The following is a 24,493-nucleotide window of genomic DNA, read 5'->3' on the forward strand; positions in this document are numbered from 1 at the left end:
GTGGAACGGAGGCCATCATGCCGCACATCTACAAACCCGAAGAGCGCTGGGACAACGCCGACATCGGCTATCCGTCCGCGCTCGCCATCGGCGATTCCTGGTTCTGGTACGTCAACAACAATATCCTTGGCACGATGATCAACCATCCGGCCCTGTCCGACGACCACCGCAACCTCCAGCTCGTGGGCTACAACGGTGCGCGGCTCAAGGATTATGTCGGCGACGGCAAGTATGCCGACACGGTCGAGCATTTCCTCCGTCCCGGCTTCGTGGAAGGGTTTTCGGAGTTCTACATCAGCGGAGCGGGCAACGATGCCGTCGACGTCGACCTCGCGCTGTTCGACCATCGCCCGCCCGGCACGGACGCCCATGGCTGGATCGACGGCCGCGGCATGGACGACATGCTGTTCCGGCTGCGCCAGGCGCTCACAAGGCTGATCGCGTCGATCCGCGTCGCGAAGCACGCCAGCGCCACGCTGGCGCCCATCTTCGTGCACGGCTACGATTACCCGGTGCCGGACGGCCGGGGCTTCGAGTTCGGCCTGATCCACGCCGGGCCATGGCTCGCGCCGGCGCTGGACCGGCACGGCGTCCCGCCGGACCTGGCGCTGCGCAGCGAGATCGCCCAGATCATGATCGACCGCCTGAACGACGACCTGCTCGCGCCGCTGGCGGCCGTGACGCCGGGCGTCGTGCACATCGACAGCCGCGGCATCCTGCCGCGCGACCACACGTACCGCGATTACTGGTCGAACGAGATGCACCCGACCAACCTGGGATTCCGGCGCATCTTCGAACATGCGTGGCTGCCGCATCTGTTCGAACACGGCATCGCGCAGCGGCCGTTTCCGTAAGCGCAGGCGTTCAGAAGCCCCGGCCGCCTCCGCCGCCGGGTCCGAACCCGCCCCCGCCATTGCCGAAGCCGCCGCCAGGGCCGCCATCGCCGCGGCCGCCGCGGAACATGCCGCGGTTGCCGTTGCGCAGACGCTCGTCGCCCGTCACGCCGCCCCACTGGTAGCGCAGGCCGATCTGGACGATGCGGGGCTGGCTCACGTTCAGCGTATGCAGCCGGAGCACCTCGTTCTCGATGTCGCTCTCCATGTTCCCGGTATGGAAAACGTTGTTCACGTTGAGGTTCAGCGACAGGCGCGGCGTGATGCGGTGCATCCACGTGAAATTCGTCATCGTGACGGCGCTGTTGATGCCCTGGCCGTTCAGGGTGGCGCCGTTGCGGTTGACGCTCAGCTGCAGCGATTCCATGCCCACCTGGTACGCGAGCCGCAGCTTGATGTTCTCCCGGTGGTTCGTCTGCTCCACGGCCGTCGTGTCGGTCGTGAAGTTGGAGATGCGCTGGCGCTTCTCGTTGGCCAGCGTCGCCCCGAGGTTGGCGGACAGGCCCGGCACGAACAGCTGGCGCATGTTGAAATTCAGGTCGAGGCCGACTGAATCGTTGGTGCCGAAATTGATGGGCGAGGTCACGATCACGTTCGGATCAAGCGTGAGCGCGAAGCTGCGGTTGCCGATCATGGGCGACTCGCGCCGCTTGAACAGGACGAAGCTGCTGTCCACGCCGAACAGGCGGTCGCGGTACGCCACCTCGAAGTTATCGTTGTTCACCGGCTGCAGCTGCGGGTTGCCGAGCCGCGCGCTGAAGTCGCTGAGGTAGACGAGGTTCGGGTTCAGGTCGCGCTCGTTCGGCCGCGCGATGCGGCGCGAGGCGCGGAACTGCAGCATGCCGTCGGTGCCGATGTCGCGCGTCACGTAAAAGCTCGGCAGCCAGTTCATGTAGTAATACTTGTCTTCCTCGTCCAGCAGGGGCTGGTGGACGTCGAGTTCCGTGTACTCGCCGCGCAGGCCGCCCTGGATGCTGAGGTTCTTGCCCAGCTTCGTGGACAGGATGCCGTAGATGGCCGCGTTGCGGTCGTTCGATTCGAAATCGCTGATGCGGCTCGCCACCGGCACGTACTCGCCCGTGGCGGGATCCTGCCCGAGGTAGTTCGTCGGATTGTTCGTCTTGCTGTCCGCGACCTTCGCGCCGGCCTTCAGGTGCCACGTGTCCCAGACGTTGCGCTCGTAGTCGACGGAGATGTCGAGGATGCGGTTGCGGCGGTCGGTCGAGCGCAGGCTGTTCGCGATGAACGGGGTCGGGCGCAGGCGGTAGTCGTAGAAGACGTCCGAATCGGAATGATTGTTCTGGCCCGTGTAGCGCAGGTCGAACTTCAGGTCTTCGCCCGGCGCGCCGCTCTTGTGGTCGTACGATGCGCCGATCCCAAAGTTCTCGGCCGGCGAGCGGCTCTGCGACCGGCTCGTGAAATCGGCCAGCGGCGAGTCGTCCGCAGCGAACCGCCGGGTCGAGGTCGTGCTGTCGCTCTCGTTGCGGATCTTCGAATAACTGACGGTGGCGCCGGCCTGGTCGCGCTCCCCGACGTTGTACGTGAACGTCGACGCGAGGTTCAGCGATTTCGACCGGCCCTGCCGGTTGCCCACCGAATCCTGGGAGTCCTTGACGGCGCCGGTGGCCGGGTCGAGATCCTCGCGCTGGGACGCGTTATGGCTGTTGCGCACGTACTCTCTCACACCGATGTTGCCGGAGATCGAGTACGGGCCTTCCGCGTGCTCGCCGTTGAGGAACGCGTTGCCGCGGCCCTCGGTGCCCTTGTTGACGCTCATGTTCGCGCGCGAGCCGGCCTTGCGGTTGCGCTTGAGGACGAGGTTGATGATCGGCCCGCTGCCGCCCTCGTTGCCGAATTCGGCGCCGGGCACGTTGACAACCTCGATGGATTCGATGGCCTCGGCCGGGAACGCATTCAGCGCGTCGCCCCGGTTCTGGCCCTGGAACTGGGCGTCGCGCTTGCCGTTGACCATGATCTGCACGTTCTGGTTGCCGCGCAGCGCCACGTTGCCGTCCTGGTCGACCGTGACCGACGGCACATTGTTCAGGATGTCGGCGGCGGACGCGTTGCTCACGCTGATGTCGTTCTTCAGGTCGTAAACATCGCGGTCGACCTTGTTGGTCGGGCGCGTCGCGACCACCTCCACGGTCGCGACCCCGTCGTCGGACTTCGTGTCCGGTGCGGCCTTGGCGGCGGGCGGCGCCGTTTGTGCGAACGACGCCGGTACGGCGAAACAGGTAACGAGTAAGGCGGGAAGGATTTTCAGCGCGTGCTTGGTCGGAATCATCGAACAGGATCAGTGAGTGGAAACGCCGGAGCATGAATCCGTATTCCTCCGGCCACCCATAAAAGTTCCAGCTTTTTTTTAGCGGCTCGTCGGCGGGTTCAGCAACGCCTTGGAGGGATCCGGGTTCTGCATCTGCTGCTCGAAAAAGCCCCGGGCGTCCTCCAGCCCCGCATTGTATTCGACGTCGCGCATCACGCTGACCTGGTCGATCGTCCATTCGCTGAAGCCGCCGGCACCCGCCACCAGGCGCATTTCCGCCGTGATGTCGGCCAGGCTCAGCCCCCCGTTCAGGCGGCGCTGGAACGCCGCCGCCCACGCGGCCGTGGCCGAGTCGCGGACGTCGTTCTCCAGCGTGCGCAGGATGTGCTCGGCCCTGGGCACGTCGACCCGGTAGCAGGACGCGAGCACCGCCGCGCGCGCCAGCGTGCGCGAATCCCGGCCCGTGCGCCAGGCCGTCAATACGCCGTCGAGTGCTTCAGGACTGGGCTTGCCATCGGCCAGCAGCGACAGGTCGAGCGCCGCCAGCGCGATGGCGCCGGCGCCCGGATCGCGCTCGCGCGCCCGCGCGAGACCGGCGCGGGCGGCGTCGAGGTGCGGCGCGCGTGCGCCGGCGTCGAGATGCGCGGCCAGCTTCAGGTGCGCCCGCGCCAGCAGCAACAGCACGTCGGGGCCGGCATCGGCACGGCGCGCGGTCTTCTCCAGCCACGGCAGCGCGGCGGCCGGATCGCCCCAGTCGACGCGGGCCCGGTTCAGGGCGAGCTGCCCCGCCTCGACGTTCGGGACCGCGCCGGCGTCGGCCGTCAGCGTGCGCAGCAGCGCCTCCCCCTGCGCGGGTGCCGGACAGGCTTTCAGGGCCGCGTCGGCGAGCATGAAGCCGCCGGACGTCGCGGACATCGTCGTGATGGCGATCTCCGGACGCAGACCGGGCGGCTGCTCCACGCGCATGACCTCGGCCCGCTGCAGCCGGTAACGCCATAGCGCGGTCGACGCATCGCCCACGTCCAGGCCGAACGCGTCGCGCAGCGCGGCGGCCGGGTCGGTACCCTGGTGGACGGCATTCAGGAACGTCCCCAGCTTCCTGCGCCGCTCGCCGGCCCCGAGGATGTAGTGCGCGAGGAGCCAGGAACGCGCCTCGAATTCGACGCCCGCGGCCCGGCGCCGCGTGTCGGACAGGTTCGCGAACGGGCGCGGCCCCAGTACGTCGGCATAGTCGAGGTTGTAGCGGTGGCCCTGGTCGAGGAAATAGAAATACCGGCCCACGCCCGGCGGCGTGCGGCCGATCACCATCTGCGTCGCGCCGAAGCGCACGCCCGCGAAATAATTCGCGAAGCCTTCGATCCAGGCGGACGGGCCGCGCACGTCCGTGTGACGGTACAGGAAGTGGCGTGCATACGCTTCCGATGCGTACGAAAGTCCTTCGTCGAGGGGCGTCTTGACGAGCTTGTCGTCGTCGATGGCGGCCAGCGGCGCCGTCCGCACGAGGAAGCCCTGGGTGCCGTCCGTGCAATCGCGGAACAGCGCGATGCCGTTGGCCGGGCGGTCCGCCGCCACGCGGTCGAGGTCGCGCACGTCGTTCAGGTACACAAGGTTCAGCTTGGTCTCAGGGCCGGCCGACTTCGGACGGTAGTCGTCCGTGTACACGCGCAGCAGGCTGTCGAGGCGCTCCAGGTGTTCCACGAGCCGGGCCACGTCGTCGCGCGGCGCGTCGGACAGGACGACCACGTGGGCGCTCTCGGCCCGCACCCACGACGACGTGCTCCGCTGGCCCGTGACGACGATGCTTTGCGGACCGGCGTCCTGTGCAAAACAGGCGCCGCCCACGAGCGCACAGACGGCGGCGACGGCCGCCGCCGACCTTTTGAATGGTGAACCCACGATTCCCGACTCCTTGACAGTATTTACGAACGTACAACCCTGTCATTCTACCGGGATCGTTGCCGATTGCACATCATATATTCAGTGCCTGGCGTCCGATGGCGGCCGTACCGCCACGGATTGCCGCCCCGCTCGCGCCCGCGCCGGCGCGGGCGTCCGCCCGGACGGCGGCTTCGGCACGACGGCCGTGATCCGCACGTCCTTCAGCCGCCAGCCGGCCTCCGCGACCATGAGCTCCGACTGTCCTTCGATGCGTACGGGCCGCCCATTGATCAGCGTGTGCGCCGAGCGCCAGGCGACGACGGCCTGCGGCGTCCTGGGAACGTCCGGCGCGATGCCGTGGACGGTCGCCCCATCGATGACGAGCTCGCCGAAGTGTGCCGCGCCGTCCGGCCGGACCGTGCCGCCGGCCCCATCCGGACGCTGGCCCGCCGCGCACGCGCACGCACCGGCCAGGGTGCCGTCCAGGCCGGCGAACAGTCTCGGCATATGCTCGCGCAGGGCCAGGTAGCGCCGTGCCTGCGCCGCGCCATGGTCCCACAGCGCGCCGCGCAGGGCCGGGTCGCGGTCCAGCTTGGAGTTCGCGCCCAGCGGCATGCCGGCCGCCGCCTCGACGGCCGTGCAATCCATGACGATGCGGTCGACCCGCACGAGCTTGTCGCGCCGCTGCGCCGCCGCGCTGGCGGGGGACGCATCGTCGCCGCGGCCGCTTTCCATGCGGCGGTTGATCGCGTCGACGAAACCCAGTTCCTGGTTCATGGCCAGATTGCCGCCCAGCGCATTGCGCACGTCCCAAATCTCGCCGCCGTTGAGGGCGATATGCGGCCCGTCCGCGGCGAGCCTGGCCTGGCTGGGGTTGATCTGCACGACCCAAATGGCGTCCGGCTTTCTCTCGTCGTCCGCCACACCGGACAGGAAGTTGCGGATCGGCGGATTCTGCGAGAACAGCCCGTCCCACAAGGTCAGCGGACGCGGGGCGAGCGTCGTTTCGTCGAGTCCGGCCATCTCGTGCGCGCGGAACAGCCACGGGACGGCGGCGGACGCCAGCACGGCGTCGAGCGAGATGCCGCCGTCGCCCGGCGCCCGCTCGGAACTGAACGCGACGAATTCCCCTTCGTGCAATTCCACGGCGCCCAGCAGCAGGCGCGGGATCGGACGCAGGGTGAGGCGCACGGCATCGGCAAGCTGCCCCAGCGCCTCGGCGTCGAAGCGCACCGCGGGCGGACGCCACCGCTCCAGCGCGGCGTGCAGCAGGCTGCCGGGCTGGACGCCGATCTGCGCCATGCGCGCGCGCAGGCGGTCGGCGGCGCCGAGCTTGTTCGCGATGCGGCCCTCGACCGCGCCCCGGTCGGCCCGGTAGCGTTCCTGGCAGGGTGCCGTGGGCGGGAACATGGCCGCCTCCAGGTCGCTGCGCAGCCAGCGCTCCACCTCGGCCGGAATACTGGCGAACTCGCCCAGCAGCGCGACGAGCGGCCAGTCCACGCCCGGGCGCAGCAGCGCCGGCAGCGAAAAGAAGTCGGGGCGCATCCAGGGATTGTCGGGCCCGAGCATGCGGGCCAGCGCCGGCCACACGGTCGCGTTCCATGACTCCATCCCCGCGAGCGGCCACACGTACGGGCTGGATTTGATGTCCCAGCCGCCCAGCGCGGCCAGGTCGGCAAGGCCGCGGCAGACGTGGTTGACCGTCGACTCGACGAGGCCGAGCGCGGAATTGCCCTGCCAGAACGCGTCCAGCCGCCGCCCCGCCTCCGGCGCGCCGCCCGTGATGAAGCCGTACCAGCCGAGCAGCGCGCTGATGGCGCCGCCGGACGTGCCGCTGATCGCGACGAGCGCCGTGCGGTCGGCGCCATCCTCGTCGCCACGGTTGTCGAACTGTTCCAGCAGGATCGGAAGGACGCCGCCCGTGTACGCGGCGTGGCTGCCGCCGCCCTGGCAGGCGATTGCGATGTGATTGGTTGCCATAGGGCCTCCCGGCACAAGGGGTTAGGTGAGTGACCCTCCCGCACCGTTAGGCAGGCCGCGGCGCGCACGGTTCCCTATTGCTTTATTGAAATGCGTCACGAATAATAGAGCGACAATCATTCTCGACCGCACCATGAAGCAACCGGAAGACCTGAGCACGATCGAATTGCCGCTCGACGCGGCGCTGGCGAAGAAGCGCGGCCGTCCGCCGAAGGAGGACAAGCTCAGCGACGCCGAGCGGGCCCGCCGCTACCGCGCCCGCCAGAAGATGCGGCCGAAGGGCGCGTGGAACTACGAGCAGGTCACGACCCAGACGCGGACGGAGATCGAACGCCTGCTGGGCAGCGCGTCGACCCGGCCGGCCGGGGAAGCGGAATTGGTGGCGCAATGGGCGTACGGCATGTTCCTGCTGTGGGACCGCGTCACGGCCCAGCGCCAGCAGGCGGCCGACCGGGATGCGTTGCTGGCGCTCGTCTCCGGCTGATTCTACGCGCCAGGCAGGCCGAGCCGGTCGGCATGCGTGTAGCAGACGAAGTCGTTCCCGCGCGCGAACGCGAGCAGGGTCAGGCCGGCTTTATCCGCCAGCTCGACGGCGGCCAAAGTCGGCGCCGACATGCCGACCAGCGCCGACACGCCCGCCACCGCGGCCTTCTGCGCCATCTCGAAGCTGACCCGGCTGGTGATCAACAGGAAGCCGGCGCCGGGCGCCGCGCGCTCCCGCGCCATCGCGCCGATCACCTTGTCCAGCGCATTGTGGCGGCCGACGTCCTCGCGCACGATGTGCAGGGTGCCGTCCATGCCGCACCAGGCCGCCGCGTGGGCGGCGCCCGTCAGCTTTGTCAGCTTCTGTTCCGCGCCGATCGCGCCCAGCGCGCGCCGTACGCCGTCGACGTGAAAGCCGCGCGCCGGCGCCAGGGACGGCAACGCGCGGCACACCTGGTCCAGGCTGTCCACGCCGCACAGGCCGCAGCCCGTGCGCCCCGTCAGGCTGCGGCGGCGCTCCTTCAGCGCCATGAACGCGCTGCCGGCGATCTCGATCTGGACGGCGACGCCGCCCGCGGCGGGCTCGACGTCGATCCCGTAGCACTGGCCCGGCCCCACGATGATTTCTTCGCTCAGCGAAAAGCCGAGCGCAAAGTCTTCCAGGTCGGCCGGCGTGGCCATCATGACGGCGTGCGAGATGCCGTTGTAGACGAGCGCGACGGGGACCTCGTCGACCACCCGGTCATCCACCTCGGCAAGTACGCCAGCACGCATGCGCAGCACACGCCGCGGATGCGCCGTGAGCGGCAAGGCGTCGGTCTCGGGATCGTGAAGGGGATTCATCGCCGCCGATGATACCATCAGCGCCGCGCCGCGGCTTTCACCCCCTCGACGTCGCGCGGCTCCGCGATCGCGCTGCCGTTGCGCTCCGCGCGGAAGCGCTTCGACATCGCATACACGGCCTTGCGCACCCGCATGATCGAGCCGAGCGGACGATGCGCGGCCAGCGCATGCCACGGATTGAACTGCATGCCGTCGTCGACGAGGCGTGCCAGGTCGTCGCCATACGCCTTCTGCGGCGCCACGCGCAGGCGCGCCACGGTCACGTACGGGCTCAGGTCTTCCGGCCATTCGACGGACGCGTCCTCGATGGGCATGCGGTCGATGTCCGTGCACAGCTGCACCCGCAGTTCCCACTCGCCGCCTTCGCTCGCGAAGTGTTCGACGACCGCGTCGCGCAGGCCGTCCGGCCGGCCCTTCAGGTCGACGTGGCTGCCCGCGAGCGCCGCCAGCGCGGGCGCCACGGGCGCCACCTGCACCTTCGCCATGTAGCGGCCGTACAGGATCGGCACCTGGCTGTAATACGTCTCGCCGAGCGGATGCGTCTCGGGATGGCCGCCCAACGCCTTCAGCGTCACGCTGTCGCCGCCGACGGCTTCCAGCGCCTGTTCGGCACCGCGCGCCACCGCGGAAAACAGGCGCTTGAGGTTCGGCGCCTTGTCCGTCGTCGCGGCCAGCAGTTGCGCGCCGCCGAGGAATGTCCGCGCGTTCGGCGCACTGAACACGGGACCGTTGACGAGCACGAAGTCCTGCGTGACGTCGTGCTCGCTGCCGCCCACGCGCGGGCCTTCGACGCCGACGACCTTGATCCCCATGCCGCGCGGCGTGGAGACGTCGTCCGCCAGCAGGTCGCCCGGCGTCGTCGACAGCCGCATCACGACGGGATACGTGCCCGGCCGGGCGAACAGGCCTTGCGCGTACGCGTCCGGCAGCCCGGCCTCGACGGTCAGCTCGCCCACCAGCAGGCCGTGCGTCTTGGCGTGCACGCTGCGCAGCGCGCGGCCGGAATCCTCGTACGTCTTGGTGGAAATGCTGCGCATCGTCGTCTGCAGGTCGAAGCTGGTCTGCGCTTCGTCGTCTTCCAGGCTTTCGAAACGCGGTTCGAACGGGATCGGGGCGGTCATGATGGAATCCGGTGGTTTGAATGATGATATGCGGATCATCGGCGCGCGCGAGCTCGGCGGTCTGTGCAACGCCGTACGGAGTGCACGGATTTGCCGATCTTGCGTGTGCGCTGTCGAACAGACATGGTTGCGCCATCGGATCAAGCTCCACGGTATCGCGCACTGGGAGTCTGATCATGAGCAAGCACGGCGGCAAACCAAACGAACCGAACGAACCGCAAATCCCGGCCGGCGGCTGGGGCTCGGTGAAGGAAGTCACGACGATCCTGTTGAAGGAACGCGTCCCCCTCGAGGGCACGCAGTTGCTGATGCAGCAGAACAAGCCGGACGGCTTCATGTGCGTGAGTTGTTCGTGGGCGAAGCCGGCCCATCCGCATCCGGCCGAGTTCTGCGAAAGCGGCGCCAAGGCGACGGCGTGGGAAATCACGAGCAAGCGCCTCGACCCGGCATTCTTCAAGCGCCATACGCTGCGCGAACTGGAAGGCTGGAACGACCACGAACTCGAGGAAGCGGGCCGCCTGACGGTGCCCATGCGCTACGACGGCGCGCTGGACCGCTACGTGGAAATCACCTGGGACCGCGCATTTGCCGAAATCGGTGCCGAGCTGCGCAAGATGGATCCCGCCCAGGTCGCGTTCTACAGCTCGGGCCGCGCCTCGCTCGAAACGTCGTACATGTACCAGCTGCTGGCGCGCATGTACGGCAACAACAACCTGCCGGACAGTTCCAACATGTGCCACGAAAGCACGTCCGTCGCGCTGCCGAAGACGATCGGCGTGCCGATCGGGACCGTGGTGCTGGACGACTTCGAACAGACCGACTGCATCTTCTTCTTCGGCCAGAACGTGGGCGTGAACAGCCCGCGCATGCTGCACCAGCTGCAGGAGGCGAGAAAGCGCGGCGTTCCCATCGTCACGTTCAACCCGCTGCGCGAACGCGGCCTGGTCAGCTTCGTGAATCCGCAATCCCCGGTCGAGATGCTGAGCGGCCACGAGACCGTGATCAGCACCCAGTACCACCAGGTGAAGGCCGGCGGCGACGTGGCGGCGTTGACGGGCCTGTGCAAGGCCGTGCTGGAGGCGGACGAGCGCGCCCGCACGACCGGCGGACCGCGCGCCCTCGACACCGCGTTCATCGAAGAACATTGCCACGGCTTCGACGAGTTCGCGGCCGCCATGCGCGCACGCACGTGGGACGAGATCGAGAAGGAATCCGGTCTCACGCAAGGCCAGATCGAGCAGGCGGCCGGCACCTACCTCCGTGCGAAACAGGTGATCGGCATCTATGGCATGGGCCTCACGCAGCACCGCAACGGGGTGCTGAACGTGCAGATGCTCGTCAACTTCCTCTTGTTGCGGGGGAATATGGGCAAGCCGGGCGCCGGCATCTGCCCGGTGCGGGGCCACTCGAACGTGCAGGGGCAGCGCACGGTCGGCATCACGGAAAAGCCCGAGCTGGCGCCGCTGGACAAGCTGAAGGAGCTGTATGGCTTCGAACCGCCGCGCGCCAAGGGCATGAACACGGTGGAGATGTGCGAGGCGATCAAGGCCGGCAAGCTGCAGGCGTTGATCAGCCTCGGCGGCAACCTCGTGCGGGCCGTGCCGGACCACGGCCAGATGGATGCCGCCTGGCGCGCCGTCCCGCTCACGGTGCAGATCTCGACCAAGCTGAACCGCAGCCACCTCGTGCACGGCAAAACGGCGTACCTGCTGCCCTGCCTGGGCCGCATCGAGATCGACCGCCAGGCCAGCGGCGAGCAGTCCGTGTCGATGGAGGATTCCACCGGCTGCATGCACGGCTCGCGCGGCCGCGCCGAACCGGCTGCGGACACGCTGCTGTCGGAACCGGCCATCGTGGCCCGCCTGGCGAAGGCGACGCTGGACCCGAATCCGAAGGTCGACTGGGATGGATGGGTGGCGGACTATGCGAAGGTGCGCGACGCCATCGCCGCGACGTACCCGAAGATCTTCCACGACTTCAACGAGCGCATGTGGCAGCCGGGCGGCTTCCGCAAACCGCTGGCGGCAGCGGACCGTAAATGGAACACGCCCACCGGCAAGGCGAATTTCACCGTGCCGGACACCTTGTCCGCGGACCCCGACATGCCCGTGCCCGAGGACGCCCTGCGCCTGTTCACGGTGCGCAGCGACGGCCAGTTCAACACGACGATCTACAGCCTTGAAGACCGTTTCCGGGGCGTGCAGGACAGGAACGTCCTGTTCATGGCCGGCACGGACATGGCCCGCCTCGGCCTGGCCGATGGTGACATTGTCACAGCCAGCACGGCCATCGACGACGGCGTCGAGCGCAAGGTCGAAGGCTTGCGCGTCGTGGAATACAGCGTGCCTGCCGGCTGCGTTGCCGGCTATTTCCCGGAGTGTAATCCGCTGATTCCCCTCTGGCACTATGCGAAAGAGAGCAAGGTACCGGCCGCGAAATCCATCGCCATCCGGGTCGAGCGCACGGGTGGGACGGGGCGGCCGCTGCATTGACTGTTGCCATTTTGGTATTTCTGCGTAAATATTGCTGTCATAGATTGTGATTTTTTGATAGATTCCTAAGTGCATCAACGGAATCTTTCAAACAACATGATCTGGCAGCCATGACATCGCCCTATCGCCCGCCCTCGCCGGAACCCGGTTTCGACGCCGCCGCCTACTGCAACACCAGGCAGGCGGCCGCGATGCTGGGCGTGTCGCACCGTACGGTGCAGCTGTGGGTGGAAAGCGGCACCCTGGAAGCGTGGAAGACGGCCGGCGGCCACCGGCGCATCGCGCTGGCGTCGATCGAACGCCACGTCGAGCGCCGGCGCCAGGCGATGCTGGACCGTACGGCGCCCGCGCGCTACAAGGTGCTGCTCGTGGACGATGACGCCTCGACCATGGCGCGGTACGAGGGGGCGATGTCCGGCTGGGACCTGCCGCTGGACGTCGTCCGGGTCGGGAACGGTTTCGAAGCGCTGATCCGCATCGGCGAGACCCGGCCGCACCTGCTCGTCGGCGACCTCAGCATGCCGGGCGTGGACGGCCTGCGCATGATCCGCACGCTGCGTGCGAGCGAGGCCTACCGCGACATGGCCATCGTCGTCACGAGCGGGCTGGATCCGGCCACGATCCGGGCCATGGGCCTGCCGGACGACATCCCCGTGCTGCCCAAGCCGGTGGCGCCCGAGGCGCTGCGCACGGCCATCGAAGACGTCCTGCATGTCGAGGTACACGCCGAACGGTGACATAAGCCCTTGATCTGGCTATAATTTCCGCCTTCGTCAGCCAGGATCACCCGCCATGTCACTGCTCGCCCACCAGCTCGAACTGCTGTCCCCCGCCAAAACCGCCGAGATCGGCCGCGAAGCCATCCTGCACGGCGCGGACGCGGTCTATATCGGCGGGCCCGCATTCGGCGCGCGCCACAACGCCAGCAACACGCTGGAAGACATCACGGGCCTCGTCGAATTCGCGCACCGCTACCGCGCGCGCATCTTCGTCACCATGAACACGATCCTGCACGACGCCGAACTGGAAACGGCCGAAAAGCAGATCCGCCAGCTGTACGATGCCGGCGTGGACGCGCTGATCGTGCAGGACATGGCGATGTTCGAACTGGACCTGCCGCCGATCCAGCTGCACGCGAGCACCCAGTGCGACATCCGCACCGTGGAAAAGGCGAAGTTCCTGTCGCAGGTCGGCTTCTCGCAGCTGGTGCTGGCGCGCGAGCTGACCATCGAACAGATCAAGGCCATCCGCGCCGAGGTCGACACGCCGCTGGAGTACTTCATCCACGGCGCGCTGTGCGTCGCGTTCTCCGGCCAGTGCTACATCTCGCACGCGGACACGGGCCGCAGCGCCAACCGCGGCGACTGCTCGCAGGCGTGCCGCCTGCCGTACACGCTGTCGGACGGCCAGGGCCGCGTCGTCGCCTACGAAAAACATCTGCTGTCGATGAAGGACAACGACCAGAGCCGCAACCTGGAAGCGCTCGTCGACGCCGGCATCCGCTCCTTCAAGATCGAAGGCCGCTACAAGGACATGGGCTATGTGAAGAACATCACCGCCCACTACCGCCTGCTGCTGGACGAGATCCTGGAGCGCCGTCCGGAACTGGCGCGCGCGTCGAGCGGCCGGACGCAGGTGATGTTCACGCCGGACGTCGACAAGAACTTCCACCGCGGCCACACGGATTATTTCGCCCAGGGCCGCCAGCAGACCATCGGCGCCTTCGATTCGCCGAAGTACGTGGGCGTGGAACTGGGCACGGTCGCGCGCATCGGCGGCGACAATTTCGATCTCGTCACGAATTCGCCGATGGCCAACGGCGACGGCCTGAACTACATGCACAAGCGCGAGACGGTCGGCATCCAGGCGAACACCGTGCAAAAGCTGTCCGAGGACGAGGACGGCCAGCGCTGGCGCGTGTTCCCGAACGAGGGCCTGGCCACGTTGCCGGGCCTGAAGGTCGGCACCGTCATCCACCGCAACCGCGACCACCAGTGGGAAGCGGCCCTCAACAAGAAATCGTCAGACCGCAAGGTGCGGGCGGACCTGCGCCTGGAAGACACGGTCGAGGGCCTGCGCTTGACCGTCACCGACGAGGACGGCATCACGACGACGACCGAGGCCCGCCTCGCGCTGCAGCCGGCCCAGCAGGCCGACCAGGCGCTGGCGGGCCTGCGCACGAGCCTCGCCAAGCTGGGCAACACGATGTTCGAGGCGGGCACCGTCGATGTCGCGCTGACGCAGCCGTGGTTCGTGCCGGCCAGCGCCATCAACGGCCTGCGCCGCGACGCCATCGCCGCCCAGGAAGCGGCGCGCCTCGCGGCATGGCAGCGTCCGGAGCGCGCGCAGCCGGTCGAACCGCCGGCCGCGTATCCCGAGACCCAGCTGAGCTACCTGGCCAACGTCTACAACGAGAAGGCGCGCGCGTTCTACCACAAGCACGGCGTGCAGCTGATCGCGGCCGCGTACGAGTCGCACGAGGAACCGGGCGAAGTGTCGCTGATGATCACCAAGCACTGCCTGCGCTTCTCGTTCAACCTGTGCCCCAAGCAGGCCAAGGGTGTGCAGGGCGTGCAGGGCCAGGTGCGCGCCGAGCCGATGACGCTCGTGTCCGGCGCCGAAACCTACACGCTGAAATTCGATTGCAAGCCGTGCGAGATGCACGTGATGGGCGCGATGAAGCCGGGGATCCTGAATTCGCCGCCGCCGTCCGCCATTCCGTACAGCCCGCTCGTCTTCCACCGCCAGCGTCCGCGCGCATGAGGCCCTTGATGATCCTGCGCACTTCTCTACTGCTGGCCCTGCTGGGCACGACGGGCGTGGCCCTCGCCGACGATGCCGCCATCCTGGCGTGCCGCAAGCTGGCCGACGGCGCCGCGCGCCTGGGCTGCTATGACGCGATTCCCGCCGACGCGCGTCCGGCCGCCGCGGCCGCGCAAGCCTTCGGCCTCGAACAAAAGACGCCCGAGGAACCGGCCCGCTCGATCGAGAGCACGATCGTCGGCACGGTCTCCGGCTGGGGCCCGGCCACGCTGTTCACCCTTGCCAACGGCCAGGTGTGGAAAGTGGTCGACGGCAGCTCGGCAGACCTCGCGCCGGTGAGCAATCCGCCGGTCAAGATCGTGCGCAATATGTTCGGCACCCTGTTCCTCGAGATCGAAGGCACCAACGCCTCGCCCAAGGTCCGGCGCGTCCGCTGAATCTTTTCGGCATTCGTCCAGCGCGCTCGTGTCTTCACATGAGCTTATGGCGCGGACCGGCCTGGACTCAATCCCGGCATGGGCCTCGCCCTGCATGGGCACGCTGCTGCTCGGCGCGTCGTACCGCCTCGATGCGCACCGCACCGTGAACGTGTCCGTGGGCGCGGGTCTCACGCGTGACACGCCGGACTTGGCCCTCACGGTCCGCATGCCGTTCGGTTTTTGAACCGTCCCTTTCACGACCTCCCCCCAACGATGGGGGGTTCCCCTTCCACATTCGGGAAAAAGCCACACGGCGGCCGTTATTTCCTTGACCATGACGAGGATCGGTTACACGATTGTGACTAATTGTAACCACCGGTCGATAATGTAGCGTCCGCCACGAATATTTCACGGGCGGCATAATATTAAACAAAGATCAACTGATAGTAAGAAATTGCTAACAGGCTACAGAACAGCAGCCCAGGTTACACCCAGTTACACTTGTCAAGAAATTATGCCGGCTCTCCCATTCGTCTGCCGCCGTTGCGAGGACCGGCCGATTACCCGATGGAGGATGGATGACCCGAAAGCGCCTGCTGTGCATTGCCCCGGATGACAAGGGTGCGCGCGCCCTGCTCAATGAAGCAATGCACGACTGGGAGATCCGCAGTGTCAGCAACCTCGGCGAAGCCGGGCGCGAACTGCGTAACGACCGTTACCTGGTCGGCCTGCTCGTGCACGACCGCGAACAGCACCGGCCGGCCGAAGTGGACACCTTCCTGCGCCGCCACAGCCATATGCAGTGGGTCGGCGTGTTCAACCCGCGCGATCTCGAATCCGCGCCCTGCCGCGACCTCGTCGTGGAGCACCTGTGCGATTACCACACGGCCCCCGTCGATCCGGTGCGGCTGGCCCATACGCTCGGCCATGCGCACGGCTGGGCGATGCTGCGCCCGCGGCCCAGCGCCAACGACACGCACGACGATCCCGCGTCGCCGCTGATCGGCGGCTGCGACGCGATCGCACGGCTGCGCGCGCAGGTGTCGCGTGTCGCCAAGGTCGCAGCGCCCGTGCTGATCTGGGGAGAAAGCGGCAGCGGCAAGGAGTTGACGGCCCAGGCGATCCACGCGCAGTCGGACCGGGCCGCGGGACCGTTCGTCCCCATCAACTGCGGCGCCATCGCGCCGAGCCTGATCCACTCCGAGCTGTTCGGCTACGAGCGCGGGGCGTTCACGGGCGCGACGCGGAGCAAGGCCGGCCTGATCGAGTCGGCGGACGGCGGCACGCTGTTCCTCGACGAGATCGGCGACCTGCCGAAGGACCTGCAGGCCAACCTGCTGCGCTTCCTGCAGGAGAAGACGATCTGCCGCCTGGGCAGTACCCGCAACATCCGCGTGGACGTGCGGGTGATCGCCGCGTCGCACGTGCAGCTGCAGCAGGCCGTCGCGAACGGCGCGTTCCGCGAGGACCTGTACTACCGTCTCGCCGTGCTGCCGGTGACCGTACCGCCGCTGCGCGAACGGCGCGACGACCTGGTCACGCTGGCCGAGCACTTCTTCCACATGTACGCGAGCGAAAAATCGCCGCGCCTGAAGGGCTTTTCCAACCGGGCGATCGAGGCGATCCTCGACCACGACTGGCCGGGCAATGTGCGCGAACTGATCAACCGGGTGCGGCGGGCACTGGTCATGTCGGACGGCCGCCTGATCATGCCGGAAGACCTGGGACTGACGCGCGCGATCATGGCGCCGACGCCCGCCGCGCTGGACGACACGCGCATGCGTTCCGAGCGGCGCGCCCTGCGCGAATGCCTGGACCGCAGCGGCCACAACGTGAGCCGCGCGGCACGCGACCTGGGTGTGTCGCGCACGACGATGTACCGTTTGCTGAGCAAGCACGGCATGCGCGAGTGACGCGTGTCCGGTATGTGGCACAAGTGGACAAGGTGTCCACTTTTTTTTGTGTGTTGCAGCGCGTATGTGGACAGAGTTGTACCGGAAGTGAAACAGTTTTTCGATATTTTCGGTAATTCGTGCGGGAATTTCTCTGACAGCCGTGTAGGAAAATCCGTACAAAGTCAACAAAAACAATGGGTTAGAAAGCTCTGCAGTGGGGCTGGCACTGAAACTGCAAAGGGATGGAGGTCGGCGCTACAGCCGACCCATCACCAACCATCAAACCCAGAGGGGAACTCGAATGAACAAGACTTTGCTCGTGACTGCCATTTCGCTGGCATTCTCGCTGACCGCTCAAGCCCAGGATGGCGTCAATGCGAACGGCGGCGGCGCCACCGTCACGCAGACCACGACCCGCACGTCGGACAGCAGCGACAACAGCACCCGTAACTCGAACAACACCTCGGACAGCAGCAACAACAGCACCAACTCCTCGGACAGCAGCAACAACAGCACGAACACGAGCACGGCAACCACGAACTCGGACCAGAACAACAACAAGAGCACCAACACGACCACGACGACCACGTCGACGGACAACAGCAACCGCAGCACCAACACGGCCGACAACAGCAACCGCAGCGACAACAGCAACCGCAGCACGACGACCACGACCACCGACAACAGCAACCGCAGCACCAACACGGCGGACAACAGCAACCGTAGCGACAACAGCAACCGCAGCACCAACACGGCCGACAACAGCAACCGCAGCAGGACGGACAACAGCAACCGCAGCACGAACACCGACAACAGCGACCGCAGCGTCACCACCACGACGACCAACAGGTCGACGGACAACAGCGACAACAGCACCCGTAACTCGAACAACACGTCGGACAGCAGCAACAACAGCACCAACAACACCTCGACCAACCGCACGGTCTCGAACTCGACGACGACCACGACCAACCGCGACAACGACAACAGCACGGGCAAGAACAACAGCTCGGGCGACTCGACCGCGTCCGCGACCGGCTCCGTCGCCGTGAACAACGGCGGCACCGCGACGTCGAACTTCTCGAACAGCTTCAACACCTCGTCGTCCAACAACACGGCCAACCTGACGGGCCGCGTGTCGGGCAACACCATCTCGAACATCGGCAACGTCGCCACCAACACCGGTAACGCCAACGGCGCCGCCGGCACCGCGGGCAACGGCGCAGCCGGCACCGGCGGCGGCATCACGGCAACCGCCGGCGCGGGCGGCAGCGCGGGCAGCGCGAACGGCGCAGCCGGTTCGGCCGGCGGCCTGGCCACCAACGGCGGCGCCAGCGCAGGCGGCGCCACCATCGGCGGCGCGACCGCGGGTGCGGGCGGCGCGGGCGGCATGGCGACTGGCGCGACCAGCGGCAATGGCGGCCGCGGCGCGGCGGGCGGTGCCGGCGGCAGCTCCGGCATGGTCTCCGCCACCGGCGGCGCAGGTGCGGCCAGCGGCGCAGCCACGGGCACCGGCGGTGCGGGTGCGGCAGGCGGCATGGCCGGCAACGCGATGGGCGGCAATGGCGGCGCGTCCGGCGACCTGTCGGGCGGTAACGGCGGCGCCAGCGGTGCCACGACGGCTGGCCTGGGCGGCGCCGGCGGCAGGACCGGTGCGGCCACGGGCGGTGCCGGCGGTGCCGGTGCCGCGGGCGGCGCGGGCGGCGCAGGTGCGGCAGGCGGCATGGGCGGCACCGGCGGTGCAGGCGGCGCAGCGGGTTCGGCAGGCAATGCCGGCTCGACCGCATCGAACGCAGCCACGGGCGGCTTGACCCGCGCCGGCGGCAGCTGGGCAACGTCGGGCGCCGGCGGCGCCTCGTCGGCCGACGGCGGCACGGGCGGCGCCAGCGGCACCGCCACCTCGGGTTCGCCCGTCTCGACCGGCGGCGCCACCACCAGCGGTGCGTCGACCTCGACGGCAGGCACCACGACCGGCGGCGCCGGCGGTGCAGGCGCGGCGGGTGCGGCCGGCGGTGCCGGCGGTGCGGGTGCGGCAGGTGCGGCAGGCGGTGCGGGCGCCGCAGGTGCCGCCGGCTCGAACATGGCCGGTAACGGCGCGGCAGGCGGCGCAGCGACCGGCGCTGCCGGCGGTGCGGGCGCAGCCCTGACCTCGACGGCCGGCAACGCTGCCGGCAACACGGGCGGCGCCGGCGGCGCGGGCGGTGCCGGTGCGGCCGGAACGGCGACCTCGGGCGCAGGCGGCGCAGGTGCCGCCGGCACGGCAACCTCGGGCGCGGGCGGTGCCGGCGCAGCGGGCGGTGCGGGTGCCGCCAGCGGCATGGCGTCGAACACGGCAGGCGCAGGTGCGGCCGGCGGTTCGGCCACGACCGGCAGCGCCACGACCGGTTCGGCAACCGTGGGTGATTCGACCGCCGGCAACGGCGGCGCGGGCGGCGCGGGCGGCTCGACCACCGGCGGCGCAGGCGGCGCCCTGGCCAACATCACGGCCGGCGTGGGCACGGGTGGCCTGGGCGGTGCGGGCACCGGCGGCAACGGCGGCTCGAACACCGTCAATGCCGGCTCCTTCGACATGTCCAACAACATGAGCGGTGTCGGCCAGTCGGCTGCGGGCGTGATGGTGATCAGCCAGAACAACGGCTTCTCCTCGCTGGTCCAGCAGAGTGTCAACGTCCAGAGCAACCTGGCTGTCGGCAAGTAATGCCAAGGACCGCCGTGCCCGCGGGCACGGCGGTTTTTCGATGCAACCGGGGGTAGAGAATGCAGTCATCACTCAAAAGTAGCGTCAGCAACCGCGTGTGCAGCTTCGCTGTGCTCGCGGTCTGCGCATCCGCGGCCTGGGCAGGACCGGAACTCGCGGTTCCCGCCCGGGACGGCGCGCCGGCCGCCCAGCCGGCCACGGGTGCCGACAAGGGAGACGGCAAGTCGGTCCAGGCGCAGGACTCGCTCGGATTCGGCCCCGCCGCCGACCTGGGCAAGCTGGAGCATTCGCGCGGTGGGACGGACACGTTCAACACCAGCAACAACGCGAATCTCGGCGGGGTCGTGAGCGGCAACAGCGCGGTGAACGTCGTCACGGGGTCGAACACGATCGATGCCGGCGCGTTCGCCAACATGTCGGGCATACCGGTGGTTATCCAGAACAGCGGCGCGAACGTCCTGATCCAGAATGCCACCATCGTCAACCTGCAGTTCAAATGAAGTACGGCGCCCTGCCCCTGCTGCTGTGCGCACTGGCGGGCGCTACCCGCGTGGATGCGGCCGACCTGCCGATCGCGGGCGGCGCCCGGTTCGACGTGCCGGTCAAGAGCATGCGCGAACTGCGCTTCGCCTCGACGACCCGCCAGCAATACGACTTCAGCTGCGGCTCGGCCGCCCTGGCCACGCTGCTGACCTATCACTACGGCTATCCGATCAGCGAAACGACCGCCTTCAAGGCGATGTGGGAGATCGGCGACCAGGCCAAGATCCGGCGCGAAGGCTTTTCGCTGCTGGACATGCAGCGCTATCTCGCAAAGATCGGCTACAAGGCGGACGGCTTCCAGGTGCCGTTGCAGAAACTGTTCGACAGCAAACTGCCCGCCATCGTGCTGATCTCCGAGAAGGGCTACAACCACTTCGTCGTGATCAAGGGCGCGGACGACGGGCGCGTCCTGCTGGGCGATCCGTCCAGCGGCACGCGCTCCGTGACGCGCGAGCACTTCGAATCCATCTGGCCGACCCGGCTGCTGTTCGTGATCCACGACGCGCCCGGCAAGCCTTCGTTCAACGCCGACCTCGACTGGCGCGCCGCGCCGCGCGCTCCGCTGGCCGAGGGTGTGACCCGGACCGCGATCGACATGACGACGCTGCCGAAATTCGGTCCCGGCGATTTTTGACAGGAGACCCCATGCGCATCCCCGTCCAGATCGGCCTCGTGCTGGCCAGCGCCGCGATCGCTGCGCAGGGCCATGCCGGCGGCCCGGACAACCCGTTCACCAGCGACAACGCCGTGGCGGCGGACTCGCTGGACGACTACCGCGGCGGCTTCATCACCGACAACGGCCTGGCGGTGTCGCTCGGCATCGAGCGCATCGTCACGATCAACGGCAACGTGGCCGAACGCAGCCAGCTGGAGCTCGGCGACCTCGGCAAGCTGACGAGCGGCCACAGTACGCTCACCGCCGACATGGCGAACCAGGTGCGGCTGATCCAGAACGGCGGCGGCACGTTCAACGTCCAGATGGGCGACACCACGCTGGGCGGCACCGTCATCCAGAACAGCCTGAACAACCAGTTGATCAACAACCAGACCATCATCAATGCAAGCGTGAACGCACGCGGACTGCTGCAGTCCATGAACTTCCAGTCCAGCCTCGCGAACGCGCTCAATACCGCCGCCACCGGCAGGTGACGGATTTTTACCTGGAGAAAACCTATGCATAAAATTCCAGCGCTGTACGGCGTGATTGGTGTCAGCGTGGCCCTGGCGGCCATCCCGGCCGGTGCCCAGTCCGGTCCTGACCTCCTCGAGCAGCTCAAGATCATGCGACAACAGCTGGAAGAGCAGCGCGCGCGCGTCGACGAACTGGAACGCCAGTTGCGCGCGAGCGGCGTGGCGCCGCCCGCGAACACGGCGGCGGCGGCGGCGCCGTCGCAGCTCGAGCGGATGCGCGGCACCGGCAACCTGCCGGCGCCCCAGCCCGACGCGCCCGCGCAGGTGCAGGCCGGCCCGCTCGACGCCCCGCCCAAGCTCGCCGTCCCGTTCGCGGATCCCGTCTATCCGGGCCGCCTGGCGCCGCTGCGCGGGACGGGCGGTGGCGGGCAGGCCCAGGCGGGCAACGATGCCGTCGGCCGGCCGCCCGCGCCGAAAACGCCGGAAGTGGCGCCGATCTTCGAGACCCCGGGCGTGCTCACGCCGCGGGGTAAAGTCGTGTTCGAGCCGTCCGTGCAGTACGGTTATTCGTCCAGCAACCGCGTCGCCCTCGTCGGCTACACGGTGATCCCGGCCTTGCTGATCGGCCTGCTGGACGTGCGCGAAGTGAAACGCAACACGACGACGGGCACCGCCACGTTCCGCTACGGCTTCGACAACCGCCTGGAATTCGAAGCGAAGATCCCGTACGTCTACCGCAGCGATTCGACCGTCAGCCGCGAGCTGTTCACGGGCACCGCGGCCGAGCGCGCGTTCGAGACGAGCGGCAAGGGCATCGGCGACATCGAGCTGGGCTGGCGCTACCAGCTGAACGACGGCGGCGTCGACACCCCGTACTACATCGCAGGCCTGCGCTTCAAGTCGCGCACGGGCCGCGATCCGTTCGAGGTCGTGACGGATTGCCAGACCCGCTGCGTGGGCCAGAACGTCACCGGGACCGGCCTGCCGCTCGACCTGCCGACCGGCTCCGGCTTCTATTCGGTGCAGCCAAGCGTGACGTGGCTGCTGCCGTCCGATCCGGCCATCTTCTTCGGCGGCTTCAGCTACACGAAGAACTTCAAGCGCGGCAACGTCTACCGCACCGTGCTGAACGGCGGCAAGGAACTGCTGGGCACGGTGGAACCGGGCGACGTGTTCGGGTTCAACTTCGGCATGGGTCTCGCGCTGAACGAGCGGGCGTCGTTCAGCATCGGCTACGACCACAACTCCGTGGGCCGCATGCACCAGAACGGCATGGTCATCCCGGGTTCCGTGCGCGTGCAGCTCGGTACGCTGCTGCTCGGCTACTCGTACCGCCTGAAGAACAACCGCACCCTGAGCGTATCGGTGGGCGCGGGCCTCACGCGCGATACGCCGGACGTCACGCTGATGGTCAGGATGCCCTTCACGTTTTGAGGATCCCCTTTGGCCGCAAGGCGCGGCCCAACAAAAAGGGCCGCGCTTGCGGCCCTTTTTTTCAGACGTAATAGACGAGTGCCGCGAGGCCCACGATCAGCACGACCTTCGTCGCTTTATAGGCCGTCTTGTTCCAGGCCTTGTAGCGGCGGCGGTACTGGCCCATCACGTACGAAACGCGGAACAGCTTGCTGACGAGGCCCGTCTGGTCGCCACTCTCGTTGGGCGAGGCGGCCGCCGTCATCATCGTGCGGCCCAGCCAGCGGTTCACGGCCTGCATCCAGCGGAACCGCATCGGACGCTCGACGTCGCAGAACAGGATCAGGCGGTCGCTGTCGCTGGCGTTCTCGGCCCAGTGGATGAAGGTTTCGTCGAAGATGACGCCCTGGCCGTCGCGCCAGCTGTAGCGCTGGCCGTCGACTTCGATGAAGCAGCGGTCGTCGTTCGGCGTGGCCAGGCCCAGGTGGTAGCGCATCGAGCCCGCGAACGGGTCGCGGTGCGGGTTCAGCTTCGCGCCCGGCGGCAGCTCGGCGAACATCGCGGCCTTCACGGACGGGATGCCCTGCAGCAGCGCGTACGTCTGCGGGCACAGGCGTTCGGCCGACGGGTGGCTCGCGTCGTACCACTTCAGGTAGAAGCGCTTCCAGCCCGTCTTGAAGAAGGAATTGAAACCGGCATCGTTGTTCTCCTCGGACGCCTTGATCTTCTTCATCTCGATGAGGCGCAGGCCTTCCTCGCGGATCGTCGGCCAGTTCTCCTGCAGGACGGACAATTCGGGGAATTCACGGACCGGGATGTACGGCGTGCTGGGCACCTTCGAGAACAGGTGCATGAAGATATTGATCGGCGCCATGAACGACGAATGGTCGAACAGCTGCCGGCCGAACGGCAGGCGGACCTTGCCACGGAAATGGATGTGCAGGACCGACAGCACGAGAAAACCGACTACGAACCACTTCATGACGCCTCCGACTGAACGAGGCGCAAGGATACCATATGCGATACGCGGCCGTACGCCCTCCGCCCCGGCTGGTCGGGACGGACGACGTAAGGCCGCGAATGTGGTGCTACCACTACATCGTCAAGGCATCGTCAATGCATCGTCGACGACGTGACGGCGTAGCCTTTTTCCGCCAGCTGGGCGTTCAGGTTCTGGATATCGTAATCGGGCAGGTCTCCGGCATCGTCGTCGACTTCGAAGGCCCGCGCTTCGACCTCCCAGTCGGTATTCGTGGCTTCCTCGGGGATATTGCGGGTCTCCGGGACGGCCAGGTAAGAAAACTTGCCGTCGTGTTCGGCTCTGCGGTAGATGTCCAGGCGCATAGTCACTCCTTTAAAAGCATGGCTGTCGAATGAAAGCCATCAGTATGGGCACGATAGGCGAACGGTTCGTGTCCGTCTGTTAATCCGCGCACACTGGCTGGACGACAAGTTTCAGCGTCCCACGCCCCCGCCCAGCACGCGCGCCGGCAGCATGACGATCGCCCGCAGCAACTCGAAGACGGCCTCGACGCCGATCCCGAGCAGCCGGAACGGCAGCAGCACGAGCCAGACGAGCGGATACATCACGAGCGCCAGCAGCGCGATCGGCCAGCACAGGAACAATAACACCAACCACACGAGGAAACCCAGCATCGTCAGCTCCATCTTTCAG

21 protein-coding genes are annotated in these 24,493 nt (G+C 67.7%); 13 read left to right on the forward strand and 8 right to left on the reverse strand.

Going from position 1 to position 24,493, the window contains the following annotated elements; translation table 11 throughout:
• Window positions 1-17: 17 nt before the first annotated feature.
• Complete coding sequence (locus ACL58G_RS20745; RefSeq protein ID WP_440963005.1) at window positions 18-854, forward strand: hypothetical protein; 837 nt, start codon at window positions 18-20, stop codon at window positions 852-854.
• 10 nt (window positions 855-864) lie between these two features.
• On the opposite strand, the gene ACL58G_RS20750 is transcribed toward ACL58G_RS20745, so the two are convergent.
• The 3 genes from ACL58G_RS20750 to ACL58G_RS20760 all read right to left on the reverse strand — a co-directional run bounded on the left by ACL58G_RS20750 (window position 865) and on the right by ACL58G_RS20760 (window position 7,017).
• Entirely contained in the window at window positions 865-3,180 is a 2,316-nt protein-coding gene (locus ACL58G_RS20750) for an outer membrane beta-barrel protein (RefSeq protein ID WP_440963006.1), read from the reverse strand.
• A gap of 78 nt (window positions 3,181-3,258) precedes the next feature.
• Window positions 3,259-5,055 carry a hypothetical protein gene (locus ACL58G_RS20755; RefSeq protein ID WP_440963007.1) on the reverse strand — a complete coding sequence of 599 codons (1,797 nt, stop codon included), beginning with the start codon at window positions 5,053-5,055 and terminating at the stop codon, window positions 3,259-3,261.
• Between the two features lie 81 nt (window positions 5,056-5,136).
• Window positions 5,137-7,017, reverse strand: coding sequence for a hypothetical protein (locus ACL58G_RS20760; protein ID WP_440963008.1), 1,881 nt, complete (start codon window positions 7,015-7,017; stop codon window positions 5,137-5,139).
• Window positions 7,018-7,150: 133 nt separating this feature from the next.
• On the opposite strand from ACL58G_RS20760, the gene ACL58G_RS20765 reads away from it, so the two are divergent.
• Complete coding sequence (locus tag ACL58G_RS20765) at window positions 7,151-7,501, forward strand: hypothetical protein (protein ID WP_413346276.1); 351 nt, start codon at window positions 7,151-7,153, stop codon at window positions 7,499-7,501.
• Between the two features lie 2 nt (window positions 7,502-7,503).
• Here the strand turns inward: ACL58G_RS20765 and fdhD are convergent, their stop codons facing one another.
• Together fdhD and ACL58G_RS20775 are read right to left on the reverse strand one after the other, a co-directional pair.
• Entirely contained in the window at window positions 7,504-8,343 is an 840-nt protein-coding gene (fdhD, locus tag ACL58G_RS20770) for a formate dehydrogenase accessory sulfurtransferase FdhD (RefSeq protein WP_413388594.1), read from the reverse strand.
• Window positions 8,344-8,360: 17 nt separating this feature from the next.
• A complete protein-coding gene (locus ACL58G_RS20775) occupies window positions 8,361-9,464 on the reverse strand; it encodes a catalase family protein (RefSeq protein ID WP_413388593.1) in 1,104 nt (367 codons plus the stop codon).
• Window positions 9,465-9,640: 176 nt separating this feature from the next.
• Here ACL58G_RS20775 and ACL58G_RS20780 point away from each other — a divergent pair, with 176 nt between their 5' ends.
• From ACL58G_RS20780 to ACL58G_RS20830, 11 genes are all read left to right on the forward strand, one after another.
• On the forward strand, window positions 9,641-11,956 hold the full coding sequence (locus ACL58G_RS20780) for an FdhF/YdeP family oxidoreductase (RefSeq protein ID WP_440963009.1): 2,316 nt from the start codon (window positions 9,641-9,643) through the stop codon (window positions 11,954-11,956).
• A 110-nt stretch (window positions 11,957-12,066) separates the two neighbouring features.
• Window positions 12,067-12,693 (forward strand): response regulator, encoded by a 627-nt coding sequence (locus ACL58G_RS20785; protein WP_413343478.1) that lies wholly within the window; start codon window positions 12,067-12,069, stop codon window positions 12,691-12,693.
• A gap of 55 nt (window positions 12,694-12,748) precedes the next feature.
• Entirely contained in the window at window positions 12,749-14,719 is a 1,971-nt protein-coding gene (locus ACL58G_RS20790) for a peptidase U32 family protein (RefSeq protein WP_440963010.1), read from the forward strand.
• An 8-nt stretch (window positions 14,720-14,727) separates the two neighbouring features.
• Window positions 14,728-15,156 (forward strand): hypothetical protein, encoded by a 429-nt coding sequence (locus ACL58G_RS20795; protein WP_440963011.1) that lies wholly within the window; start codon window positions 14,728-14,730, stop codon window positions 15,154-15,156.
• Window positions 15,157-15,202: 46 nt separating this feature from the next.
• The gene (locus tag ACL58G_RS20800; protein ID WP_440963012.1) at window positions 15,203-15,382 is read left to right on the forward strand and encodes a hypothetical protein; all 180 of its coding nucleotides are present in this window, start codon (window positions 15,203-15,205) and stop codon (window positions 15,380-15,382) included.
• Window positions 15,383-15,716: 334 nt separating this feature from the next.
• Window positions 15,717-17,051, forward strand: a complete 1,335-nt coding sequence (locus ACL58G_RS20805) for a sigma-54 dependent transcriptional regulator (RefSeq protein ID WP_413388587.1) — start codon at window positions 15,717-15,719, stop codon at window positions 17,049-17,051.
• 283 nt (window positions 17,052-17,334) lie between these two features.
• A complete protein-coding gene (locus ACL58G_RS20810) occupies window positions 17,335-19,731 on the forward strand; it encodes a hypothetical protein (RefSeq protein ID WP_440963013.1) in 2,397 nt (798 codons plus the stop codon).
• A gap of 59 nt (window positions 19,732-19,790) precedes the next feature.
• Window positions 19,791-20,231, forward strand: a complete 441-nt coding sequence (locus ACL58G_RS20815; RefSeq protein ID WP_413388584.1) for a hypothetical protein — start codon at window positions 19,791-19,793, stop codon at window positions 20,229-20,231.
• Complete coding sequence (locus tag ACL58G_RS20820) at window positions 20,228-20,908, forward strand: C39 family peptidase (protein WP_440963014.1); 681 nt, start codon at window positions 20,228-20,230, stop codon at window positions 20,906-20,908. Before ACL58G_RS20815 ends, ACL58G_RS20820 begins: the two co-directional genes overlap by 4 nt.
• A gap of 11 nt (window positions 20,909-20,919) precedes the next feature.
• A complete protein-coding gene (locus tag ACL58G_RS20825) occupies window positions 20,920-21,423 on the forward strand; it encodes a hypothetical protein (protein WP_413388582.1) in 504 nt (167 codons plus the stop codon).
• Between the two features lie 24 nt (window positions 21,424-21,447).
• Window positions 21,448-22,839: an acetate kinase gene (locus tag ACL58G_RS20830; RefSeq protein ID WP_440963015.1), complete on the forward strand. Its 1,392-nt coding sequence runs from the start codon at window positions 21,448-21,450 to the stop codon at window positions 22,837-22,839.
• Window positions 22,840-22,900: 61 nt separating this feature from the next.
• Here ACL58G_RS20830 and lpxO read toward each other — a convergent pair whose 3' ends face one another.
• From lpxO to ACL58G_RS20845, 3 genes are all read right to left on the reverse strand, one after another.
• A complete protein-coding gene (gene lpxO, locus ACL58G_RS20835; protein ID WP_440963016.1) occupies window positions 22,901-23,800 on the reverse strand; it encodes a lipid A hydroxylase LpxO in 900 nt (299 codons plus the stop codon).
• 131 nt (window positions 23,801-23,931) lie between these two features.
• On the reverse strand, window positions 23,932-24,162 hold the full coding sequence (locus tag ACL58G_RS20840; RefSeq protein WP_036229374.1) for a DUF6139 family protein: 231 nt from the start codon (window positions 24,160-24,162) through the stop codon (window positions 23,932-23,934).
• Window positions 24,163-24,273: 111 nt separating this feature from the next.
• Entirely contained in the window at window positions 24,274-24,474 is a 201-nt protein-coding gene (locus ACL58G_RS20845; protein ID WP_091662476.1) for a hypothetical protein, read from the reverse strand.
• Window positions 24,475-24,493 lie beyond the last annotated feature (19 nt).

The organism is Massilia sp. GER05, from assembly GCF_052056005.1.
GTDB classification, from domain to species: Bacteria; Pseudomonadota; Gammaproteobacteria; order Burkholderiales; family Burkholderiaceae_D; genus Telluria; species Telluria orientalis.